Annotated in this window: 14 protein-coding genes; 11 read left to right on the top strand and 3 right to left on the bottom strand. The window is 72.0% G+C overall.

Features of this window, described 5'->3' with window-relative positions; translation table 11 throughout:
* The first annotated feature begins 283 nt into the window (after positions 1-283).
* From Z164_RS0103495 to otsA, 8 genes are all read left to right on the top strand, one after another.
* Positions 284-2,710 carry a TonB-dependent receptor plug domain-containing protein gene (locus Z164_RS0103495; RefSeq protein WP_024889356.1) on the top strand — a complete coding sequence of 809 codons (2,427 nt, stop codon included), beginning with the start codon at positions 284-286 and terminating at the stop codon, positions 2,708-2,710.
* Between the two features lie 360 nt (positions 2,711-3,070).
* Positions 3,071-3,565: a sigma-70 family RNA polymerase sigma factor gene (locus Z164_RS0103490; RefSeq protein ID WP_024889355.1), complete on the top strand. Its 495-nt coding sequence runs from the start codon at positions 3,071-3,073 to the stop codon at positions 3,563-3,565.
* Entirely contained in the window at positions 3,555-4,526 is a 972-nt protein-coding gene (locus tag Z164_RS0103485) for a FecR domain-containing protein (protein ID WP_024889354.1), read from the top strand. Before Z164_RS0103490 ends, Z164_RS0103485 begins: the two co-directional genes overlap by 11 nt.
* Before the next feature lie 75 nt (positions 4,527-4,601).
* Positions 4,602-4,739, top strand: coding sequence for a hypothetical protein (locus Z164_RS22745; protein ID WP_160170679.1), 138 nt, complete (start codon positions 4,602-4,604; stop codon positions 4,737-4,739).
* 6 nt (positions 4,740-4,745) lie between these two features.
* Positions 4,746-5,912 carry a cytochrome-c peroxidase gene (locus Z164_RS0103475; RefSeq protein ID WP_024889353.1) on the top strand — a complete coding sequence of 389 codons (1,167 nt, stop codon included), beginning with the start codon at positions 4,746-4,748 and terminating at the stop codon, positions 5,910-5,912.
* 92 nt (positions 5,913-6,004) lie between these two features.
* Positions 6,005-6,754, top strand: a complete 750-nt coding sequence (gene otsB / locus Z164_RS0103470; RefSeq protein WP_024889352.1) for a trehalose-phosphatase — start codon at positions 6,005-6,007, stop codon at positions 6,752-6,754.
* On the top strand, positions 6,751-8,559 hold the full coding sequence (locus Z164_RS0103465) for a glycoside hydrolase family 15 protein (protein WP_024889351.1): 1,809 nt from the start codon (positions 6,751-6,753) through the stop codon (positions 8,557-8,559). The genes otsB and Z164_RS0103465 overlap by 4 nt, the downstream gene beginning before the upstream one ends.
* Positions 8,556-9,923: an alpha,alpha-trehalose-phosphate synthase (UDP-forming) gene (gene otsA / locus Z164_RS0103460; protein WP_024889350.1), complete on the top strand. Its 1,368-nt coding sequence runs from the start codon at positions 8,556-8,558 to the stop codon at positions 9,921-9,923. The genes Z164_RS0103465 and otsA overlap by 4 nt, the downstream gene beginning before the upstream one ends.
* 21 nt (positions 9,924-9,944) lie before the next feature.
* Here the strand turns inward: otsA and pgeF are convergent, their stop codons facing one another.
* Positions 9,945-10,718, bottom strand: a complete 774-nt coding sequence (gene pgeF, locus Z164_RS0103455) for a peptidoglycan editing factor PgeF (protein WP_043689186.1) — start codon at positions 10,716-10,718, stop codon at positions 9,945-9,947.
* A 1-nt stretch (position 10,719) separates the two neighbouring features.
* Positions 10,720-11,727 carry a 23S rRNA pseudouridine(1911/1915/1917) synthase RluD gene (gene rluD, locus Z164_RS0103450; RefSeq protein WP_024889348.1) on the bottom strand — a complete coding sequence of 336 codons (1,008 nt, stop codon included), beginning with the start codon at positions 11,725-11,727 and terminating at the stop codon, positions 10,720-10,722.
* A gap of 88 nt (positions 11,728-11,815) precedes the next feature.
* Between rluD and Z164_RS0103445 the strand changes: the two genes are divergently transcribed.
* The gene (locus tag Z164_RS0103445; protein ID WP_024889347.1) at positions 11,816-12,670 is read left to right on the top strand and encodes an outer membrane protein assembly factor BamD; all 855 of its coding nucleotides are present in this window, start codon (positions 11,816-11,818) and stop codon (positions 12,668-12,670) included.
* Between the two features lie 39 nt (positions 12,671-12,709).
* Here Z164_RS0103445 and Z164_RS0103440 read toward each other — a convergent pair whose 3' ends face one another.
* On the bottom strand, positions 12,710-13,603 hold the full coding sequence (locus Z164_RS0103440) for a vitamin K epoxide reductase family protein (RefSeq protein WP_024889346.1): 894 nt from the start codon (positions 13,601-13,603) through the stop codon (positions 12,710-12,712).
* Between the two features lie 515 nt (positions 13,604-14,118).
* Here Z164_RS0103440 and Z164_RS0103435 point away from each other — a divergent pair.
* Positions 14,119-15,318 carry a tyrosine-type recombinase/integrase gene (locus Z164_RS0103435; protein ID WP_024889345.1) on the top strand — a complete coding sequence of 400 codons (1,200 nt, stop codon included), beginning with the start codon at positions 14,119-14,121 and terminating at the stop codon, positions 15,316-15,318.
* On the top strand, positions 15,315-16,379 hold the full coding sequence (locus Z164_RS0103430; protein WP_024889344.1) for a PDDEXK nuclease domain-containing protein: 1,065 nt from the start codon (positions 15,315-15,317) through the stop codon (positions 16,377-16,379). The genes Z164_RS0103435 and Z164_RS0103430 overlap by 4 nt, the downstream gene beginning before the upstream one ends.
* The last annotated feature ends 61 nt before the right edge of the window (positions 16,380-16,440 follow it).

Raw genomic sequence — 16,440 nt, 5'->3', positions numbered from 1 at the left:
CATCGTAGGCGCGCCCCGGCGCGGCATCGTTCCAGATCGACCAACACTGTATCGCTCCGTCCGCGTTCCGCCGCGCCGCGTTCCGCGCTTGAATGGACGACCGCTCGGCCCGGTGCCCTTCCTTCCGTGCATCGCTCGCGTCCCCCGACGACATCGAATCCTCGCGCGATCGCGCACGCCGCGCGCTGCCCGCTGCACCGCTGTTGACGCGCGCGCCGCGTCTTGCCTGCTGCGCCGCGCGCGCACCGCCGGCCCCTTCCTTCCGTTCGTCCGCAGGTCGTCCATGTCCCCACGCGCTTCGTCCCCGCTCGCCGCGGCCGTCCTGGCCGCACTCGCCGCACCGGCCTTCGCCCAGGAGGCGGCGCCCGCGCCCGCCGACGCCGCCCAGCTCGATGCCGTCATCGTCACCGGCACCCGCGCGCGCGACCGCACCGTGCTCGAATCGACGGTGCCCATCGACGTGCTCGACGCCGACGACCTGAGGCGCGCCGGCGCGGTCAACGGCGAGCTGGGCAGTGCGCTGCAGGCGCTGCTGCCCTCGTTCAACTTCCCGCGCCAGTCGAACTCCGGCGGCGCCGATCACGTGCGCGCGGCGCAACTGCGCGGGCTCGCGCCGGACCAGGTGCTGGTGCTGGTCAACGGCAAGCGCCGCCACGTCACCTCGCTGGTCAGCACCGGCTCCAAGATCGGCCGCGGCACCACCCCGGTGGACTTCAACGCCATCCCGCTCAACGCGATCCGCCGCATCGAGGTGCTGCGCGACGGCGCCGGCGCCCAGTACGGCGCCGACGCCGTGGCCGGGGTGATCAACATCCTGCTCGACGACGGCGCCGAGGGCGGCGAGTGGGAGGCCAGCTTCGGCGCCCACCATACCGACGTCGAACCGATCGGCCGCACCCTCACCGACGGCCAGACGAGCTATCTCGCCGGCAAGGTCGGCAGCGGCCTCGGCGATGGCGGCTTCTTCCGCACCGGCTTCGAGCTCAAGAACCGCGAAGCCACCAACCGCGCCGGCTTCGACCAGGTGCCGCCCTGGGACCAGAGCCCCGCCAACCTGGCCGTGCAGGGACAGCGCAACTACCACCTGGGCGACGGCGAATCGAAGGACCTCAACGCCTGGATCAACGGCGAGCTGCCGGTCGGCGCGGCCTCCGAGCTGTACTTCTTCGGCACCTGGCACCAGCGCGATACCGAAGGCGCCAACTACTTCCGCTACCCCGACGGCGAAGCGAACTGGCCCGAGGTGTATCCGCGCGGCTTCCGCCCGGTCTCGATCGGCGAGAACCTGGACCTGGCCGGCGTCGGCGGCCTGCGCGGCCAGTGGGGCGAGTGGGACTACGACCTCAGCCTCAACCACGGCCGCAACGCGTTCACCTACCGCCTGCGCGACTCCATCAACGCCTCGCTGGGCCCGGGCAGCCCCACGCGCTTTCGCACCGGCGATTACGAGTTCGCGCAGACGCTGGCCAACCTGGACCTGAGCCGCGTCTTCGGCGCGCACACCCTGGCCACCGGCGTGGAGCTGCGCGCCGAGCGCTACGAGACCCGCGCCGGCGATCCCGCCAGCTACGCGGCCGGCCCCTGGACCGACCGCCCCACCGGATCGCAGGCCGGCGGCGGACTGACCCCGCAGGACGAGGCCGACCTCGACCGCGACGTCGCCAGCGTCTACGCCAGCCTGTCGAGCGCCTTCGGCGAGCGCCTGACCACCGACGTGGCGGTGCGCTACGAACACTACGAAGACTTCGGCGGCGAGCTGACCGGCAAGCTCGCCGCGCGCTACGAGTTCGCCCCGGCGTTCGCCCTGCGCGGCGCGCTCTCCAACAACTTCCGCGCGCCGTCGCTGTCGCAGATCGGCTACGAATCCACCAGCACCGGCTACAGCGCCGCCGGCCAGCTGGTGCAGGGCCGGCTGCTGTCGGTGAACAACCCGATCGCGCGCGCGCTGGGCGCGACCGAGCTGGCGCCGGAGAAGTCCGTCAACGCCAGCCTCGGCTTCACCAGCCGCATCGGCGAGCGCTTCGACCTCTCGCTGGACGTGTTCCAGATCGAGATCGACGACCGCGTCGCGCTGTCGGAGAGCATCACCGGCGACGCGCTGACCGACTTCATCGCCGGCGAGTTCGGCGTGCCGGGCATCGAGAGCGTCAGCTTCTTCGTCAACGCCGCCGACACCCGCACCCGCGGCGCCGAGGTGGTCGCCAACTGGCGCGACCGGCTGGGCGACGGCGCGCTGCTGCTGACCGGCACCTGGAGCTACGCCAAGACCGAGCTGACCGACATCGTCGCCACCCCGGCGCCGCTCGCGGCGCTCGATCCCGGCTACGTGCTGTTCGGCGTGGAGGAGCGCAACACGCTGACCGGCGCCGCGCCGCGCACGCGCGCGCAGTTCTCCGCCAACTGGAGCGACGACCGCTGGAACCTGCTGGCGCGCGTGCAGCGGCACGGCAGCGCCAAGCGCGTCTTCAACTTCGGCGGCGGCTACGAACCGGAGCAGACCTACGGCGCGGAATGGCAGCTCGACGCCGAGGCCGAGCTGCGCGTGAGCGAGCGCTGGACGGTGGCGATCGGCGGGCAGAACATCACCGACGAATACCCCGACCTCTCCAACGAGGACATCTTCTACTTCGGCAACCTGCCCTACGACGTGCTGTCGCCGATCGGCAGCAATGGCGCGTACTGGTACGCGCGGGTCCGCTACACGTTCTAGACCGCTCATGGCCCGGCGCCCAGCGCCGGGCCGGCCCACTGGCGGGGCGGGTGCCGCGGCGCGGACGCCGCGGGTGCACGCCTCGCGCCCGCGGCACCCCGGCCACGGAGCACGCCGACGCGGCGCCCGCCCTGCCAGACCAAGCAAGGTGCCACCCGACTCGCGATGGACGCGGAGCGCGTCCCCGCGCGCGGACGCGGGCGAGTAGCCGAGAAAAAGCATCGCGCGCCAGCGCGCTCCCACCCGCCGAGCCGACCGCCGGCCCCACCCCTGGCGCCGCGCCCCGATGACTGCGATAATCGATAACAATTCTCGTTTGCATCGCCATGTCCGGGACGGACACGTCTTCCAGCGACGCCCATGCCCAGAGACTCCCACGCCCTCGGCCTGCTCTACCGCGAACACCAGCCCTGGCTGCGCAACTGGCTGGCCTACCGGCTGGGCTGCCGGGAGGTCGCCGCCGATCTGGCGCAGGACACCTTCCTGCGCGTCTTCGCCGGCCGCGAACTGGCCTCGGTGCGCGAGCCGCGGGCTTTCCTGACCACCGTCGCGCGCGGCCTGATGGCCAACTGGTGCCGCCGGCAGTCGCTCGAACGCGCCTACCTCGAGCATCTGGCCGCGCAGCCGGAAGCGGTCGCGCCGTCGGCCGAGCAACGCGCGCTGGTCCTGGAGGCGCTGCAGGAGATCGATGCCATGCTCGACGGCCTGCCGCCGCAGGCCCGGCAGGTCTTCCTGCTCTCTCAGTTCGACGGCCTGGGCTACGACGCCATCGGCCGGCAGCTCGGGATCTCCCTGAGCACGGTCAAGCGGCACATGAAGCGCGCCTTCCTCGGCTGCCTCGCGCATGCGCCCTGAGGCCGAGGCGCCGCTGCCGGCCTCGGCGATCGAGGAGGCCGTGGACTGGCTGCTGGTCCTGCATTCGGGCCATGCCACCGACGCCGACCGCGCCGCCTGCGCGCGCTGGCGCGACGGCGATCCCGACCGGCAACGGGCCTGGCGCCGCGCCGGACGCCTGCGCGGCCTGCTCGCGTCGGTGCCCGCCGACCTCGCCCGGCCGGTGCTCGGCCGCCCGGCCGATGCCCGCCGCCGTACCGCCGTCAAGCGCCTGGCCACGCTGCTGGCCGCCGCGCCCGGTGCCTGGCTGGCCTGGCGGCTGTCCGAAGACGCCGCCTGGCGCGCCGACGTCCGCACCGCCACCGGCGAGCGGCGCACCCTGACCCTGCCCGACGGCAGCCGGCTGGACCTCAACACCGCCACCGCCGTGGACATCGCCTTCGGCCCCGAGGAACGCCTGCTGCGGCTGCGCGCCGGCGAAATCGCGATCGACACCGGCGCCGACCCGTGGACGCCGGCGCGCCCTTTCCGCGTGGCCACGCCCCAGGGACGGGTGCAAGCGCTGGGCACGCGCTTCAGCGTGCGCGTCGAAGGCGACCGCACCCGCGTGGCCGTGCTGGACGGCGCGGTGCGGCTGCAACCGGCGCAACGGCCCGGTGCCGCCCGGCGGCTGCAGGCCGGCCAGCAGGCGGCCTTCGACGCCTCGCAAGCCGGGCTGCCCGCAGCCGCGGACGAGCGCGCACTGGCCTGGGTGCACGGCATGCTGGCCGCCGACGCCATGCCGCTGTCGGAGCTGCTGGCCGAACTGGCGCGGCACCGCCGCGGCCTCTTGCGCTGCGACCCGGAGGTCGCGGCCCTGCGCGTGTCCGGTGCCTTTCCACTCGACGACATCGCCCGCAGCCTGGCGATGCTGGAAGCGACCTACCCCGTGCGCGTGCGCAGCACCGCCGGCGGCTACTGGACCGTCGTCGGCCCGCAGTGAGCCGGACCCGGCGCTGACACTTTTTCCCCGCTCGGCTGGCAAAGGGAGGAGTCCCCTTCGTTCCGGTCGCTCCCGATGCCATCTCCCACGCACCCGTCCCGCCTCGGCGCCGCCCTGCACGCCGCCCTGCACGCCGCCGACCTCGACGCCGTGCCCGACCGCACCGCGCGCACCGACCCGCCCGCCGGCCCCCTGGGCCGCGACCGCGTCTAGACCCGCATGCCCAAGACGCACCGCCTGCTGCCCTGGCGCCTCGCCACGACGGCCGTCCTGGTCGCCGTGGCACTGGCGGCGTGGACGCAGGCGCATCCCGACGACCGCGAGGCCGCTTCGCTGGCGCAGTGCCGCGAACGCATCGCGCCCAGCGCGCCGGCCATCGACTTCGACTGCCTGCGCCGGATCTATCGCCTGCCCTCGGACCAGTGGCCCGCGCCGCACGTGTCCGCGGGCGTCGCCTGGCGGGAGCTGGCGCCGCTGCCGAAGACGACGCCCGAACCGGCCGACAACCCGGGCACGCCGGAAAAAATCGCGCTCGGCCGGAAACTCTTCGAGGATCCGCGCCTGTCGCGCTCCGGCCAGATCGCCTGCGCCACCTGCCACGAACGGGAGCTGGGCTGGAGCGACGGCCGCCGCGTCTCCTTCGGCCACGACCGCCAGCCCGGCCGGCGCAACGCGATCAGCGTGGCGATGAGCGCGTACTCGCGCACGCTGTTCTGGGACGGCCGCGCCGCCTCGCTGGAGGAACAGGCGCTGCACCCGATCCAGGACCGCCGGGAGATGGCCTTCAGCGTCCGCGAGCTGGAGCGGCGCCTCAACCGCAGCGGCGACTATCCGGCCGAGTTCGCGCGCGTATTCGACAGCAGGCGGATCGACGCGCGCCAGGTCGCGCAGGCGCTGGCCGCCTACCAGCGCAGCCTGGTGCCGCGCAGCAACCGGCTGGACCGCTTCCTGGAAGGCGATCGCGATCTCCTGACCGACCGCCAGCTCTGGGGCCTGCACCTGTTCCGCACCCACGCGCGCTGCATGAACTGCCACAGCGGCCCCACGCTGACCGACGACGGCTTCCACAACCTCGGGCTGCACTTCTACGGCCGCCGCCGGCAGGACCTGGGCCGCTACGAAGTCACCGGCGATCCGGCCGACAGCGGCAGGTTCCGAACGCCCTCGCTGCGCGGGGTCTCGCGCACCGCGCCCTACATGCACAACGGCCTGTTCCCGCACCTGCGCGGCGTGGTGACCATGTACGACGCCGGCATGCCGCGCCCGCGCCCCACCGCAGAGCAGGCGAACGACCCGCTGTATCCGCAGCCCGACCCGCTCGTCGAACGGCTCGATCTCCACCGGACCGAGCTGGAGGCGCTGACCGAGTTCATCGAGACCTTGTAGCGGGCGCGCGGGCGCAGTCTGTCGGCCCCGGCACGCACCGTTCACGGCGACGACGCAACCATCGCGCCTTCGCATGCGGCACAATGCGCCGGATGGCTGCCGAGTCCCCCACCCGACCGCCGCCGCCCCCGATCGACGAGGCCTGGGCCCTCTTCCTCGATGTGGACGGCACCCTGTTGGCTTTCGCCCCCGATCCGGCCCAGGTGGCCGTCGGGGAGCCGCTGCGCGCGAGCCTGGAGCGCGTCTGCCGGCGGCTCGATGGCGCGCTTGCGCTGGTCAGCGGCCGGCCGCTGGCGGTGCTCGACGGGCTGTTCGCGCCGCTGCGGCTTCCCTCCGCCGGCATGCACGGCCTGGAGCGGCGCAACGGCGCCTACCGCGCGCCGCCGTTGCAGGCGCCGCCGGCGCTGACGCGGATCCTGGCGGAGGCCGAGGCGCTGGCCGAGCGCCTGCCCGGCACGCTGGTGGAGGACAAGCAGGTCGGCCTGGCGCTGCACTGGCGCCAGGCGCCCGAGCACGGCGAGGCGATGCGGGCCTTCGCCGAATCGGTCCTGCCGCGCCTGCCGGGCTACCGGCTGCAGCCGGGCGACCACGTGGTGGAGCTGCGGCCCGGCGGCGCCGACAAGGGCGATGCCATCGCCGCCCTGATGGAGGAACCGCCCTTCCGCGGCCGGGTCCCGGTCTTCGTCGGCGACGACCTGACCGACGAGCACGGCTTCGCCATCGTCAACGAACGCCGCGGCCTGAGCGTGCTGGTGGGCGCGCGCGAGCCCAGCGCCGCGCAATTCGCCCTGCCCGACGTCCCCGCGGTCCACGCCTGGCTCGAGAACGCCTTTCCCGAATGAAACCGTCCGCTCCCGTTCCGCCCGACACCTCGGCCACCCTCGACCTCGGCGTCATCGGCAACGGCAGCTTCGGCGCCCTGCTCGACGCCCGCGCGCGGGTGGTATGGAGCTGCCTGCCGGCCTTCGACGGCGATCCCGCCTTCTGCGCGCTGCTGTCCCCGCGCCACCACGACGGCGGCGATTTCGCGATCGAGCTGGAAGGTTTCGTCCGCAGCGAGCAGCACTACGTCCACAACACCGCGATCCTGCGCACGGTGCTGCACGACCGCGCCGGCGGCGCGATCGAGATCGTGGACTTCGCGCCGCGCTGGCGGCAGCACGGCCGGTTCTACCGCCCGGTCGCGCTGATGCGCCGGGTCACGCCGCTGGCGGGCAGCCCGCGCATCCGCGTGCGCCTGCGCCCGCTGGTGCGCTGGGGCGCGGAGCGCGCGGAGACCACCTGGGGCAGCAACCACATCCGCTACCTGCTGCCGGACTTCACCCTGCGCCTGACCACCGACCTGCCGGTGCGCTTCGTGCGCGAGGAGATCTCGTTCGTGCTCAGCGAGCCGGCCCACCTGCTGCTGGGCGCCGACGAATCGTTGACGCAATCGCTGGCAGGGTTCATGCACGAGGCCGAGGCGCGCACCACCGAGTACTGGCGCGAATGGGTGCGCTACCTCTCCATCCCCCTCGAGTGGCAGGAGGCGGTCATCCGCAGCGCGATCACGCTGAAGCTGTGCCAGTACGAGGACAGCGGCGCGATCATCGCGGCGATGACCACCTCCATCCCGGAGGCGCCGCACACGCCGCGCAACTGGGACTATCGCTACTGCTGGCTGCGCGACGCCGCGTTCGTGGTGCGCGCGCTCAACCGGCTGGGGGCGACCCGGAGCATGGAGGAGTTTCTGCGCTACATCTTCAACATCGCCACCCACGACGGCAGCCTGCAGCCGCTGTACGGCATCGATTTCTCCGAGAGGCTGGAGGAACACGAGGTCGAGGCGCTGCAGGGCTACCGCGGCATGGGCCCGGTGCGCCGGGGCAACCTGGCCTGGGTGCAGCGCCAGCACGACGTCTACGGCAGCGTGGTGCTGGCCTCGACGCAGCTGTTCTTCGACCAGCGCCTGGCCAAGCCCGGCGACGCGGCCGCGTTCGGCAAGCTGGAGCCGCTGGGCGAACAGGCCTATGCGCTGTACGACGTGCCCGACGCCGGGCTGTGGGAGTTCCGCGGGCGCACCGACGTGCATACCTATACCGCGGCCATGTGCTGGGCGGCCTGCGACCGGCTGGCGCGCATCGCCGCGCGGCTGCAGCTCGACGAGCGCGCCGCCCACTGGCGCGGGCGCGCCGACACGATCCGCGCGCAGGTCCTGGAACGCGCCTGGAACGAGGAGCTGGGCCACTTCACCGACGCCTTCGACGGCCATCGCCTCGATGCCTCGCTGCTGCTCTTGGCCGACATCGGCTTCATCCCCGCCGACGACCCGCGCTTCGTCGCCACCGTCGAGGCGATCGGCCGCGATCTCAAGCGCGGCGACGGCCTGTTCCGCTACATCGCCCCCGACGACTTCGGCGCGCCGGAGACCAGCTTCACCATCTGCACGTTCTGGTACATCGAGGCGCTGGCGGCGATCGGCCGCAAGGAGGAGGCGCGCGCGATGTTCGAGCGCATCCTGGCGCGGCGCAACCCGCTGGGCCTGCTGTCGGAGGACCTGGCGTTCGAGGACGGCGAGGCCTGGGGCAACTTCCCGCAGACCTATTCGCACGTCGGGCTGATCGCGGCGGCGATGCGGCTCTCGCGCTCGTGGGAGGACGCCACGTGAGCCGGCTGGTCGTCGTCTCCAACCGCGTCGCGGTGCCCGGCGAGAGCCGGGCCGGCGGCCTCGCGGTGGCGCTGCAGGCGGCGCTGAAGGAGCACGGCGGCCTCTGGTTCGGCTGGAGCGGGCGCACCGTGCGCGGCGAGAGCGGCGCGGTGCACGAGCAGGTCGAGGGCGACATCCGCTACCTCACGATGGACCTCAACCGCGCGGACCTGGACGCCTACTACAACGGCTTCGCCAACCGCACGCTGTGGCCGCTGCTGCACTTCCGGCTCGACCTGGTCGACTACGACCGCGCCACCCGCGAGGGCTACGCGCGGGTCAACGCCATGTTCGCCGACAAGCTGGCGCCGATGCTGCGCGACAGCGACATCCTCTGGATCCACGATTACCACCTGATCCCGCTGGCCTCGCTGCTGCGCCAGCGCGGCGTCGGCTGCCGCATGGGCTTCTTCCTGCACGTGCCGATGCCCTCGTCGGACCTGCTGGCGGCGATGCCCAACCACAACCGGCTGTTCTCGTCGCTGTACGCCTACGATCTGGTGGGCATGCAGACCCGGCGCGACGTCGAACGCTTCCAGGACTACGTGCGCCTGTTCGGCGGCGGCAAGGTGCTGGCCGACGGCCAGCTGGAGGCGCCCGGCGGGCGCCGCTTCCGCGCCCACGCCTATCCCATCAGCATCGACACCGAGCTGATCGCCAGCCAGGCGCGGGCGGCGATGTCCAAGCCCGCGATCAAGGATCTGCGCGCCAGCCTGGACCGGCGCAAGCTCGCCATCGGCGTCGACCGGCTCGACTACTCCAAGGGCCTGCCGGAGCGCTTCCGCGGCTTCGAGCGCTACCTGGAGACCCACCGCGACCAGCGCGGCCAGCTGACCTACCTGCAGATCGCGCCGGTCTCGCGCAGCGACGTCGCCGAGTATCAGGCGCTGCGGCAGGAACTGGAACAGATCTCGGGCCACATCAACGGCGCCTGGGCCGAACCCGACTGGACCCCGCTGCGCTACGTCAACCGCAACTTCGCCCATGCCACCCTGACCGGCTTCTACCGGCTGGCCAGCGTGGGCCTGGTGACCCCGCTGCGCGACGGCATGAACCTGGTCGCCAAGGAATACATCGCCGCGCAGGATCCGGAGGATCCCGGGGTGCTGGTGCTGTCGCTGCTGGCCGGCGCCGCCTACGAACTGAAGGACGCGCTGCTGGTCAACCCGCACGACCTGGACGGCGTCGCCGACGCCATCGCCATCGCCTCGACGATGCCGCGCGACAAGCGCATCGAGCGCTGGCGCGCGATGATGGACCACCTGCGCAAGCACGACATCAACGCCTGGCGGCGCGACTACCTGCACGACCTGCGCAACGGCTGAGCGCACGGCCCGCCGCGCGCGCTATGCGGTGCGCCAGACCAGCGTCGCCATGCGGCCGGTGCGGCGGTCGCGGCGGTGCGAATAGAAGCGCGCGCGATCGGAGATCGTGCACAGCCCGCCGCCGTGGATGTCGGCGGCGGCCATGCCGGCCGCGACCAGGCGCCGCCGCGCCAGCGCGTAGAGATCGGCCCGCCAGTGGCCCGGCCGCGTGGCCTCGAAAGCGCTCGCGGCTCCGGGATCGGATTCGACGAACGCCGCCCGCACCTCCTCGCCCACCTCGTAGGCGCGCGGCCCGGCGCCGGGCCCCAGCCAGGCCAGGCAATCGCCGGGCGCGGCGCCGATGGCGGCCAGCGTCGCCTCCAGCACCCCGGCGGCAAGCCCGCGCCAGCCGGCGTGCGCCGCGCCGATGCGCAGGCCGTCGCGGGAGGCGAACACCACCGGCAGGCAGTCGGCGGTCAGGATCGCCAGTACCGTGCCGGAGGACGAGGCGACCGCGGCGTCGCCCTCCGGCGGTTCGACGTCGTGTCCGTCGGCCTCGCAGGCCACCACCCGGGTGCCATGCACCTGGCGCAGCCAGCGCGGCGGCGATGGCAGCCCCGCCAGGCCGGCCAGGATGTCGCGGTTGCGCGCGACGGCGGCGGGGTCGTCGCCGCTGTTGGCGCCCAGGTTCAGGCGCCCGAACGGCGCCGACGACACGCCCGGCCCGCCGCGCAGCGTGGTCAGCGCGTGCACGCCCGGCGGCGCCGGCCAGTCCGCGGCCAGCCAGGGCGCGGATGCCGCTTCGCGCGCCGCCATCTCAGCGCCGCCCGTCTTCCGCATGCCGGCGGGCGTCCTCGCGCAGCAGCCGCATCAGCGCCTGCATGTCCTCCGGCACCGGGGCCCCGGCGCGCACCGGTTCGCCGGTGCGCGGATGGGCGAACTCCAGCGTCTCGGCGTGCAGGGCCTGGCGGCGGAAGCCGCGCAGCGCGGCGGCCAGCTCGTCGGAGGCGGCCTTGGGCAGCTTGAGCGCGCCGCCGTACAGCGGATCGCCGACGATGGGATGGCGCAGGTGCTGCATGTGCACGCGGATCTGGTGGGTGCGGCCGGTTTCCAGCCGGCACTCCAGCGCCGTGTGCGCGCGGAAGCGCTCGCGCAGGCGGAAGTGGGTGACCGCCTCGCGGCCGCCTTCGCGCACGGCCATGCGCAGGCGGTCGCGCGGGTGGCGGTCGATCGGGGCGTCGGCGGTGCCGCCGCTGACCAGCGCGCCGACCACGATCGCCAGGTACTGCCGGTGCACCTCGCGCGCGGAGAGCTGCTCGACCAGCCCGGCGTGCGCTTGCGGGGTCCGCGCCACCACCATGACCCCGGAGGTGTCCTTGTCCAGGCGGTGCACGATGCCCGCCCGCGGCAGCGCCGCCAGCCCCGGGTCGCGGAACAGCAGGCCGTTGACCAGGGTGCCGCTGCGGTTGCCGGCGCCCGGGTGCACCACCATGCCCGCCGGCTTGTCGATGACCAGCACGTCCGCGTCCTCGTAGAGCACCGTCAGCGGGATGTCCTCCGGCGCGTCGTGGGTCTGCTCGTCGAGCACGACGTCCAGCGCGATCATCTCGCCGCCGGCCACCGGGTCGCGCGGGCGCGCCTGGCGGCCGTCGAGCAGGGCGTCGCCGGACTTGATCCAGGCGCTCAGCCGGGAGCGCGAGAACTCCGGGAACAGCTCGGCCAGCACCTGGTCGAAGCGGCGCCCGGCCAGCGCCGGCGGAACCTCCACGCTGCGCGATTCGAGGTCGTCGTCCAGGCGGGGGGCATCGGAGGGGGGCTGGGTCATCGGCAGGGGCATCGTTCAGGCGCGGCGGGCGGCCGCGCGGGCGGGGCTGCTATTATCCGCGCCTCATGCCGTCCACGCCCAACACCCCATGACCCGAGCCCGCTCCGTCTTCCGCGTCGCAGTCGTCCTCTCGCTGCTGGCCGTCCTGCTGGCGAGCGGCTGCTCCCGCTTCCGCGGCGACAAGGAAGATCCCGACGAGGGCGCGCCGGTCGAAGCGCTGTACGACAAGGGCCACCAGTCGATGCGCTACGGCAACTGGAACGCCGCCGCCGCGACCTTCCGCCGCCTGGTCGCCCAGTACCCCTACGGCCCCTACACCGAGCAGGCGCTGATCGAGATCGCCTACGCGCAGTTCAAGATGGGCAACAACGAGGAGGCGATCTCCAGCATCGACCGCTTCCTGCGCACCTACCCCACCCATCGCAACACCGCCTACATGTACTACCTGCGCGGCCTGGTGAACTCCAACCGCGATACGGTGTTCCTGCAGCGGGTCTGGAACCTGGACGCCAGCCGCCGCGACCTGGCGACGCCGAACCAGGCCTACGCCGACTTCGCCATCGTCACCGAGCGCTACCCGAACAGCCGCTACGCCGCCGACGCGCGCCAGCGCATGGTGGCCCTGCGCAACCTGTTCGCCCGGCACGAGATCGACACCGCGCTGTACTACCTGCGCCGCGGCGCCTACGTGGCCGCCGCCAACCGCGCCACCTACCTGCTCGAGACCTATCCGCAGAGCGAGTACCAGAACGACGCGGTGGCGGTGCTGGCCGAGTCCTACACCCGCCTGGGCAACGAGACCCTGGCCGCCGACGCGCGCCGGGTGCTGGAACTCAACGCGCCCGACCACGCCTGGCTCGACGGCGACTGGCCGAAGTACCCCTGGGCGATCCGCAGGATCAACCCGTTCGCGGGCGAGAAATCGCCGCTGTCGATCGACTGACGGCCGCGCCCGCCCTGCGCGGCGGGCGTCCTGCACGGCTCAGTCGCCGGCGCCGGCTTCCCAGACGTAGCCCGACAACTGCGCCAGCTGCTCGGGCCGCTGCAGGCCGGTGTGGTGCAGGCCGTGGATCACCCAGGTCGGATAGGCGCTCACGCCGGCGCGGCGGCAGGCCTGCGCGACGGGGCCGGCGCGGCCCTCCGGCGTGCATTCGACATAGGGCAGCCGGGCCGCCGAGGCCCCGAACAGCCGCGTCTGCCGGCGGCAGTTCGCGCACCAGGAGGCGCCGTAGTAGGTCGCCCCGATCTCGTTGAGGTGATCCACCAGCCCGGCCACGCGCGGGTCTTCCGGCCTGCGGTCGAGCAGGCCGCCGCCGGCCACGCCCAGCAGCGCCAGCACGCCCAGCGCCGCCAGGCCGTTGCCGAGCCACCAGTTGCGCCAGGGCGTCGTCGCGCCCGGCGCGCCGGCCGGGCGGCGCGCATGCACCCACCCGAACAGCCCCGCCAGCAAGGCGAGCGAGGCCAGGCACCAGGCGCAGGTCGCGCGGACGTCGAGCCAGGCGACGACGGTCAGGAACAGGCTGATCGCAAGCCCCAGCAGCGTCCAGCGCGACAACCAGCGCCAGCGCGCGACCTCCGAGCGTCCGGTCGCGGCGGCCAGGGCGATCAGCGCGTACAGGCCGAAGCCCCACGCCGCCATCGGCAGGCCGAGGAAGCTCGACCAAGCGCTGGCCTGCACCGCATCGCAGCCGCTGCCCGCTTCGCAGAACGCGGGCGCGCCCTCGCCCGCGGCCACGACTGCGAGGTAACCGGTCAGCAACAGGCCGAAGCCGGCGGCGGCCAGCACCGGCCAGTCCGGCGCCAGGCGCGCGGCGCGCGGATTCGCGGGCCGCGGGTCGGGACGCCGACCTGCCGGCCGTCGTTTCTTCTTGCTCATGACGACTCCCCAATGGACGGCGCCATTCTAGCCGGCCGGCGCACGTCGGCAGGACCGCGCGGCCGCCGGCACCGCGACCCCGCAACGGCGAGCGCATCGCGCCGCGCGCGCCGCCGTCGAACGAACCGCGCGGGCCCGCCCGGACGGTCCTGCGGCATGCGGTCCGCCTTGGCGGCAGCCCGGTGGCGTCCGGCCGGATGCCGCACGTATGCCGTGGCGGGAGTGACGCTGAGAGGCGGTTTCGTGCCTCCCGGGACAGTCCCGCGTCGATCGCTGACGCGTTCCATGCATCGCCGCATGCACCATCGACAACCCCGGCTAACCGGACGGATTTTTTTGTTTGACGATGACTCCAGCCCGGTACTTCGCTGGACTGCGCCGTAGCTCGATACAGCAGGTTTATCAAGAACTTACGCGCGTCCATCATATGCCGGTGCTTTCTGAAACTTGACCCGGTTTTCCCTCGCGCCGCTCCTATCTGGCTCTTGGAATTCGGGTCGTTCCAAGGAGTCATCATGGCAAAGATCAAGCTCACCAAAACCGCCGTAGAGTCAGCGCAACCCCAGGCCAAGGACATCGAACTACGGGATACCGTGGTGCCGGGCTTCCTGTGCAAGATTACCCCGAAGGGCCGCCGGGTGTTCATGCTCCAGTACCGCACGAACTCCGGGCAGCCCCGCAAGCCCTCGCTGGGCCTGTTCGGGGAACTGACCGTGGAGCAGGCCCGCGTCATGGCGCAGGACTGGCTGGCCGAGGTTCGCCGAGGCGGCGACCCCGGCGGCGCCAAGGCCGAGGCGCGCAAGGCGCCCACGGTCGAAGCGCTGTGCAAGAAGTTCATGGAGGACTACTCCAAGAAGCGCAACAAGCCGAGCACGCAGCGCGGCTATCAGGCCGTCATCGACCGCTGCATTGTCCCGCTGATCGGCCGCAAGAAGGTGCAGGACGTGAAGCGGCCCGACATTGCCGGGCTGATGGAGAAGCTGGCCTACAAGCCGGCCGAGGCGAACAACGCCTTCGGCGTGCTGCGCAAGATGTTCAACCTGGCCGAAGTGTGGGGCTACCGCCCGGACGGCACGAACCCGTGCCGCCATGTCCCGATGTACCCGCCCGGCGAGGAAACCCGGCTCATCGTGGACGACGAGCTGGCGCTGATCTTCCGCCATCTGGAGAAGCTGGAGGCGGAAGGGCTGGAGAACTACGTCATCCCGCTGGCGATCCGCCTGCAATTCGAGTTCGCCGGCCGTCGCTCCGAAATCTGCACGCTCGAATGGGCTTGGGTCGATCTGGAGAACCGGCGCGTGGTCTGGCCCGACAGCAAGACCGGCGGCCTTTCCAAGCCCATGAGCGCGGAAGCCTATCGGCTGCTTTCGACGGCACCGCGCCGGGAGGGCTGCCCCTACGTCCTGCCGTCACCCAACGACCCGACCAAGCACCTGACCTTTGGCGAGCACTACGGCGGCTGGTGCCGGGTGCTCAAGGCCGCCGGCGTCCCGCACGTCGGCACGCACGGCATCCGCCACCGCTCCACGACTGACATTGCCAATTCGGGCGTGCCGACCAAGGTAGGCATGAAGCTGACGGGCCACAAGACCGTGGCGATGTTCATGCATTACGTCCACACCGAAGACAAGCCGGTGCGTGATGCGGCCGAACTGGTGGCGAGCCGCCGCCAGGCCATCACGGGCGCGCGGCAGCTCCAGGAGGCCATCGCATGAACAGGCTCAAGGCATCCGTTCCTGCGCCAGCAGCGCCTTCGGCGCTGCTGGGCGACATTCGGGCACTGATCGAGGCGGCGCGCAAGCGCGCCGCCTCGACGGTGAATAGCGAGCTGACGATGCTCTATTGGCGCATCGGCCAGCGCATCCGGTCGCAGGTCTTGGACGGGCGCAGGGGTGCCTATGGCAAGGAAGTCCTGCCGAACCTGGCGGCGCAGTTGGTGAAGGAATACGGCGGCAGCTTTGCCGAGCAGAACCTGCGCCGGATGGTGCAGTTCGCTGCCACCTTCCCCGACGAGCGAATTCTCGTATCACTGATACGAGAATTGAGCTGGACGCACTTCATCGCCCTGATGCCGCTGAAAGACCCGCTCCAGCGGGACTACTACGCGCAGATGGCCAGCACCCAACGCTGGAGCGTGCGGACGCTGCGCGAGCGCATCGACTCGATGCTGTACGAGCGCACGGCGCTGTCCCAAAAGCCAGACGAGACGATCGCGCAGGAGCTGGCGACCTTGCGTGATGCGCAGCGCATGTCGCCGGCCTTGGTCATGCGCGACCCGTACATCCTCGACTTCCTGGGCCTGCGGGACACTTGGCAGGAAGGCGACTTGGAAGCAGCGATCATCCGCGAAATGGAGTCCTTCTTGCTGGAGCTGGGCGCGGGTTTCAGCTTCGTGGCCCGGCAAAAACGCATCCCGATCGACGACGAGGATTTCCACCTTGACCTGTTGTTCTACAACCGCAAGCTGCGCCGGTTGGTGGCGGTGGAGTTGAAGATCGGCGAGTTCAAGGCGGCCTACAAGGGACAGATGGAACTTTATCTGCGCTGGCTCGACAAGCATGAACGCGAGCAGGAAGAAGCCTCGCCCTTGGGGATCATCCTATGCACGGGCAAGAAGCGCGAGCAGATCGAACTGCTGGAACTGGACAAGTCGGGCATCCATGTTGCCGAGTACCTGACCAGCTTGCCGCCGCGTGCGGTGCTGGGCGAGAAGTTGCAGCAGGCGACCGAGCGAGCGCGCTTGCAGATTGAGCAACGCAAGCAGGACACCGAGTAGTTCAGACCGCATTCGCGCGTCCCGGCGTGCCGTCGTCGGGTTGGCTGGCTACGCCCCGCGC

Origin of the sequence: Luteimonas huabeiensis HB2 (assembly GCF_000559025.1) — a bacterium.
Classification (GTDB): domain Bacteria; phylum Pseudomonadota; class Gammaproteobacteria; order Xanthomonadales; family Xanthomonadaceae; genus Luteimonas; species Luteimonas huabeiensis.
Note: the sequence above shows the minus strand (reverse complement) of the source record. Positions and strands in the feature narration are given on the sequence as shown.

What these genes read in the sequence shown, in the direction of transcription:
- Z164_RS0103495 (WP_024889356.1), top strand. Translation starts at nt 284, where the DNA reads ATGTCCCCACGCGCTTCGTCCCCGCTCGCCGCGGCCGTCCTGGCCGCA.
- Z164_RS0103490 (WP_024889355.1), top strand. Translation starts at nt 3,071, where the DNA reads ATGCCCAGAGACTCCCACGCCCTCGGCCTGCTCTACCGCGAACACCAG.
- Z164_RS0103485 (WP_024889354.1), top strand. Translation starts at nt 3,555, where the DNA reads ATGCGCCCTGAGGCCGAGGCGCCGCTGCCGGCCTCGGCGATCGAGGAG.
- Z164_RS22745 (WP_160170679.1), top strand. Translation starts at nt 4,602, where the DNA reads ATGCCATCTCCCACGCACCCGTCCCGCCTCGGCGCCGCCCTGCACGCC.
- Z164_RS0103475 (WP_024889353.1), top strand. Translation starts at nt 4,746, where the DNA reads ATGCCCAAGACGCACCGCCTGCTGCCCTGGCGCCTCGCCACGACGGCC.
- otsB (WP_024889352.1), top strand. Translation starts at nt 6,005, where the DNA reads ATGGCTGCCGAGTCCCCCACCCGACCGCCGCCGCCCCCGATCGACGAG.
- Z164_RS0103465 (WP_024889351.1), top strand. Translation starts at nt 6,751, where the DNA reads ATGAAACCGTCCGCTCCCGTTCCGCCCGACACCTCGGCCACCCTCGAC.
- pgeF (WP_043689186.1), bottom strand. Translation starts at nt 10,718, where the DNA reads ATGGCGGCGCGCGAAGCGGCATCCGCGCCCTGGCTGGCCGCGGACTGG.
- rluD (WP_024889348.1), bottom strand. Translation starts at nt 11,727, where the DNA reads ATGACCCAGCCCCCCTCCGATGCCCCCCGCCTGGACGACGACCTCGAA.
- Z164_RS0103445 (WP_024889347.1), top strand. Translation starts at nt 11,816, where the DNA reads ATGACCCGAGCCCGCTCCGTCTTCCGCGTCGCAGTCGTCCTCTCGCTG.
- Z164_RS0103440 (WP_024889346.1), bottom strand. Translation starts at nt 13,603, where the DNA reads ATGAGCAAGAAGAAACGACGGCCGGCAGGTCGGCGTCCCGACCCGCGG.
- Z164_RS0103435 (WP_024889345.1), top strand. Translation starts at nt 14,119, where the DNA reads ATGGCAAAGATCAAGCTCACCAAAACCGCCGTAGAGTCAGCGCAACCC.
- Z164_RS0103430 (WP_024889344.1), top strand. Translation starts at nt 15,315, where the DNA reads ATGAACAGGCTCAAGGCATCCGTTCCTGCGCCAGCAGCGCCTTCGGCG.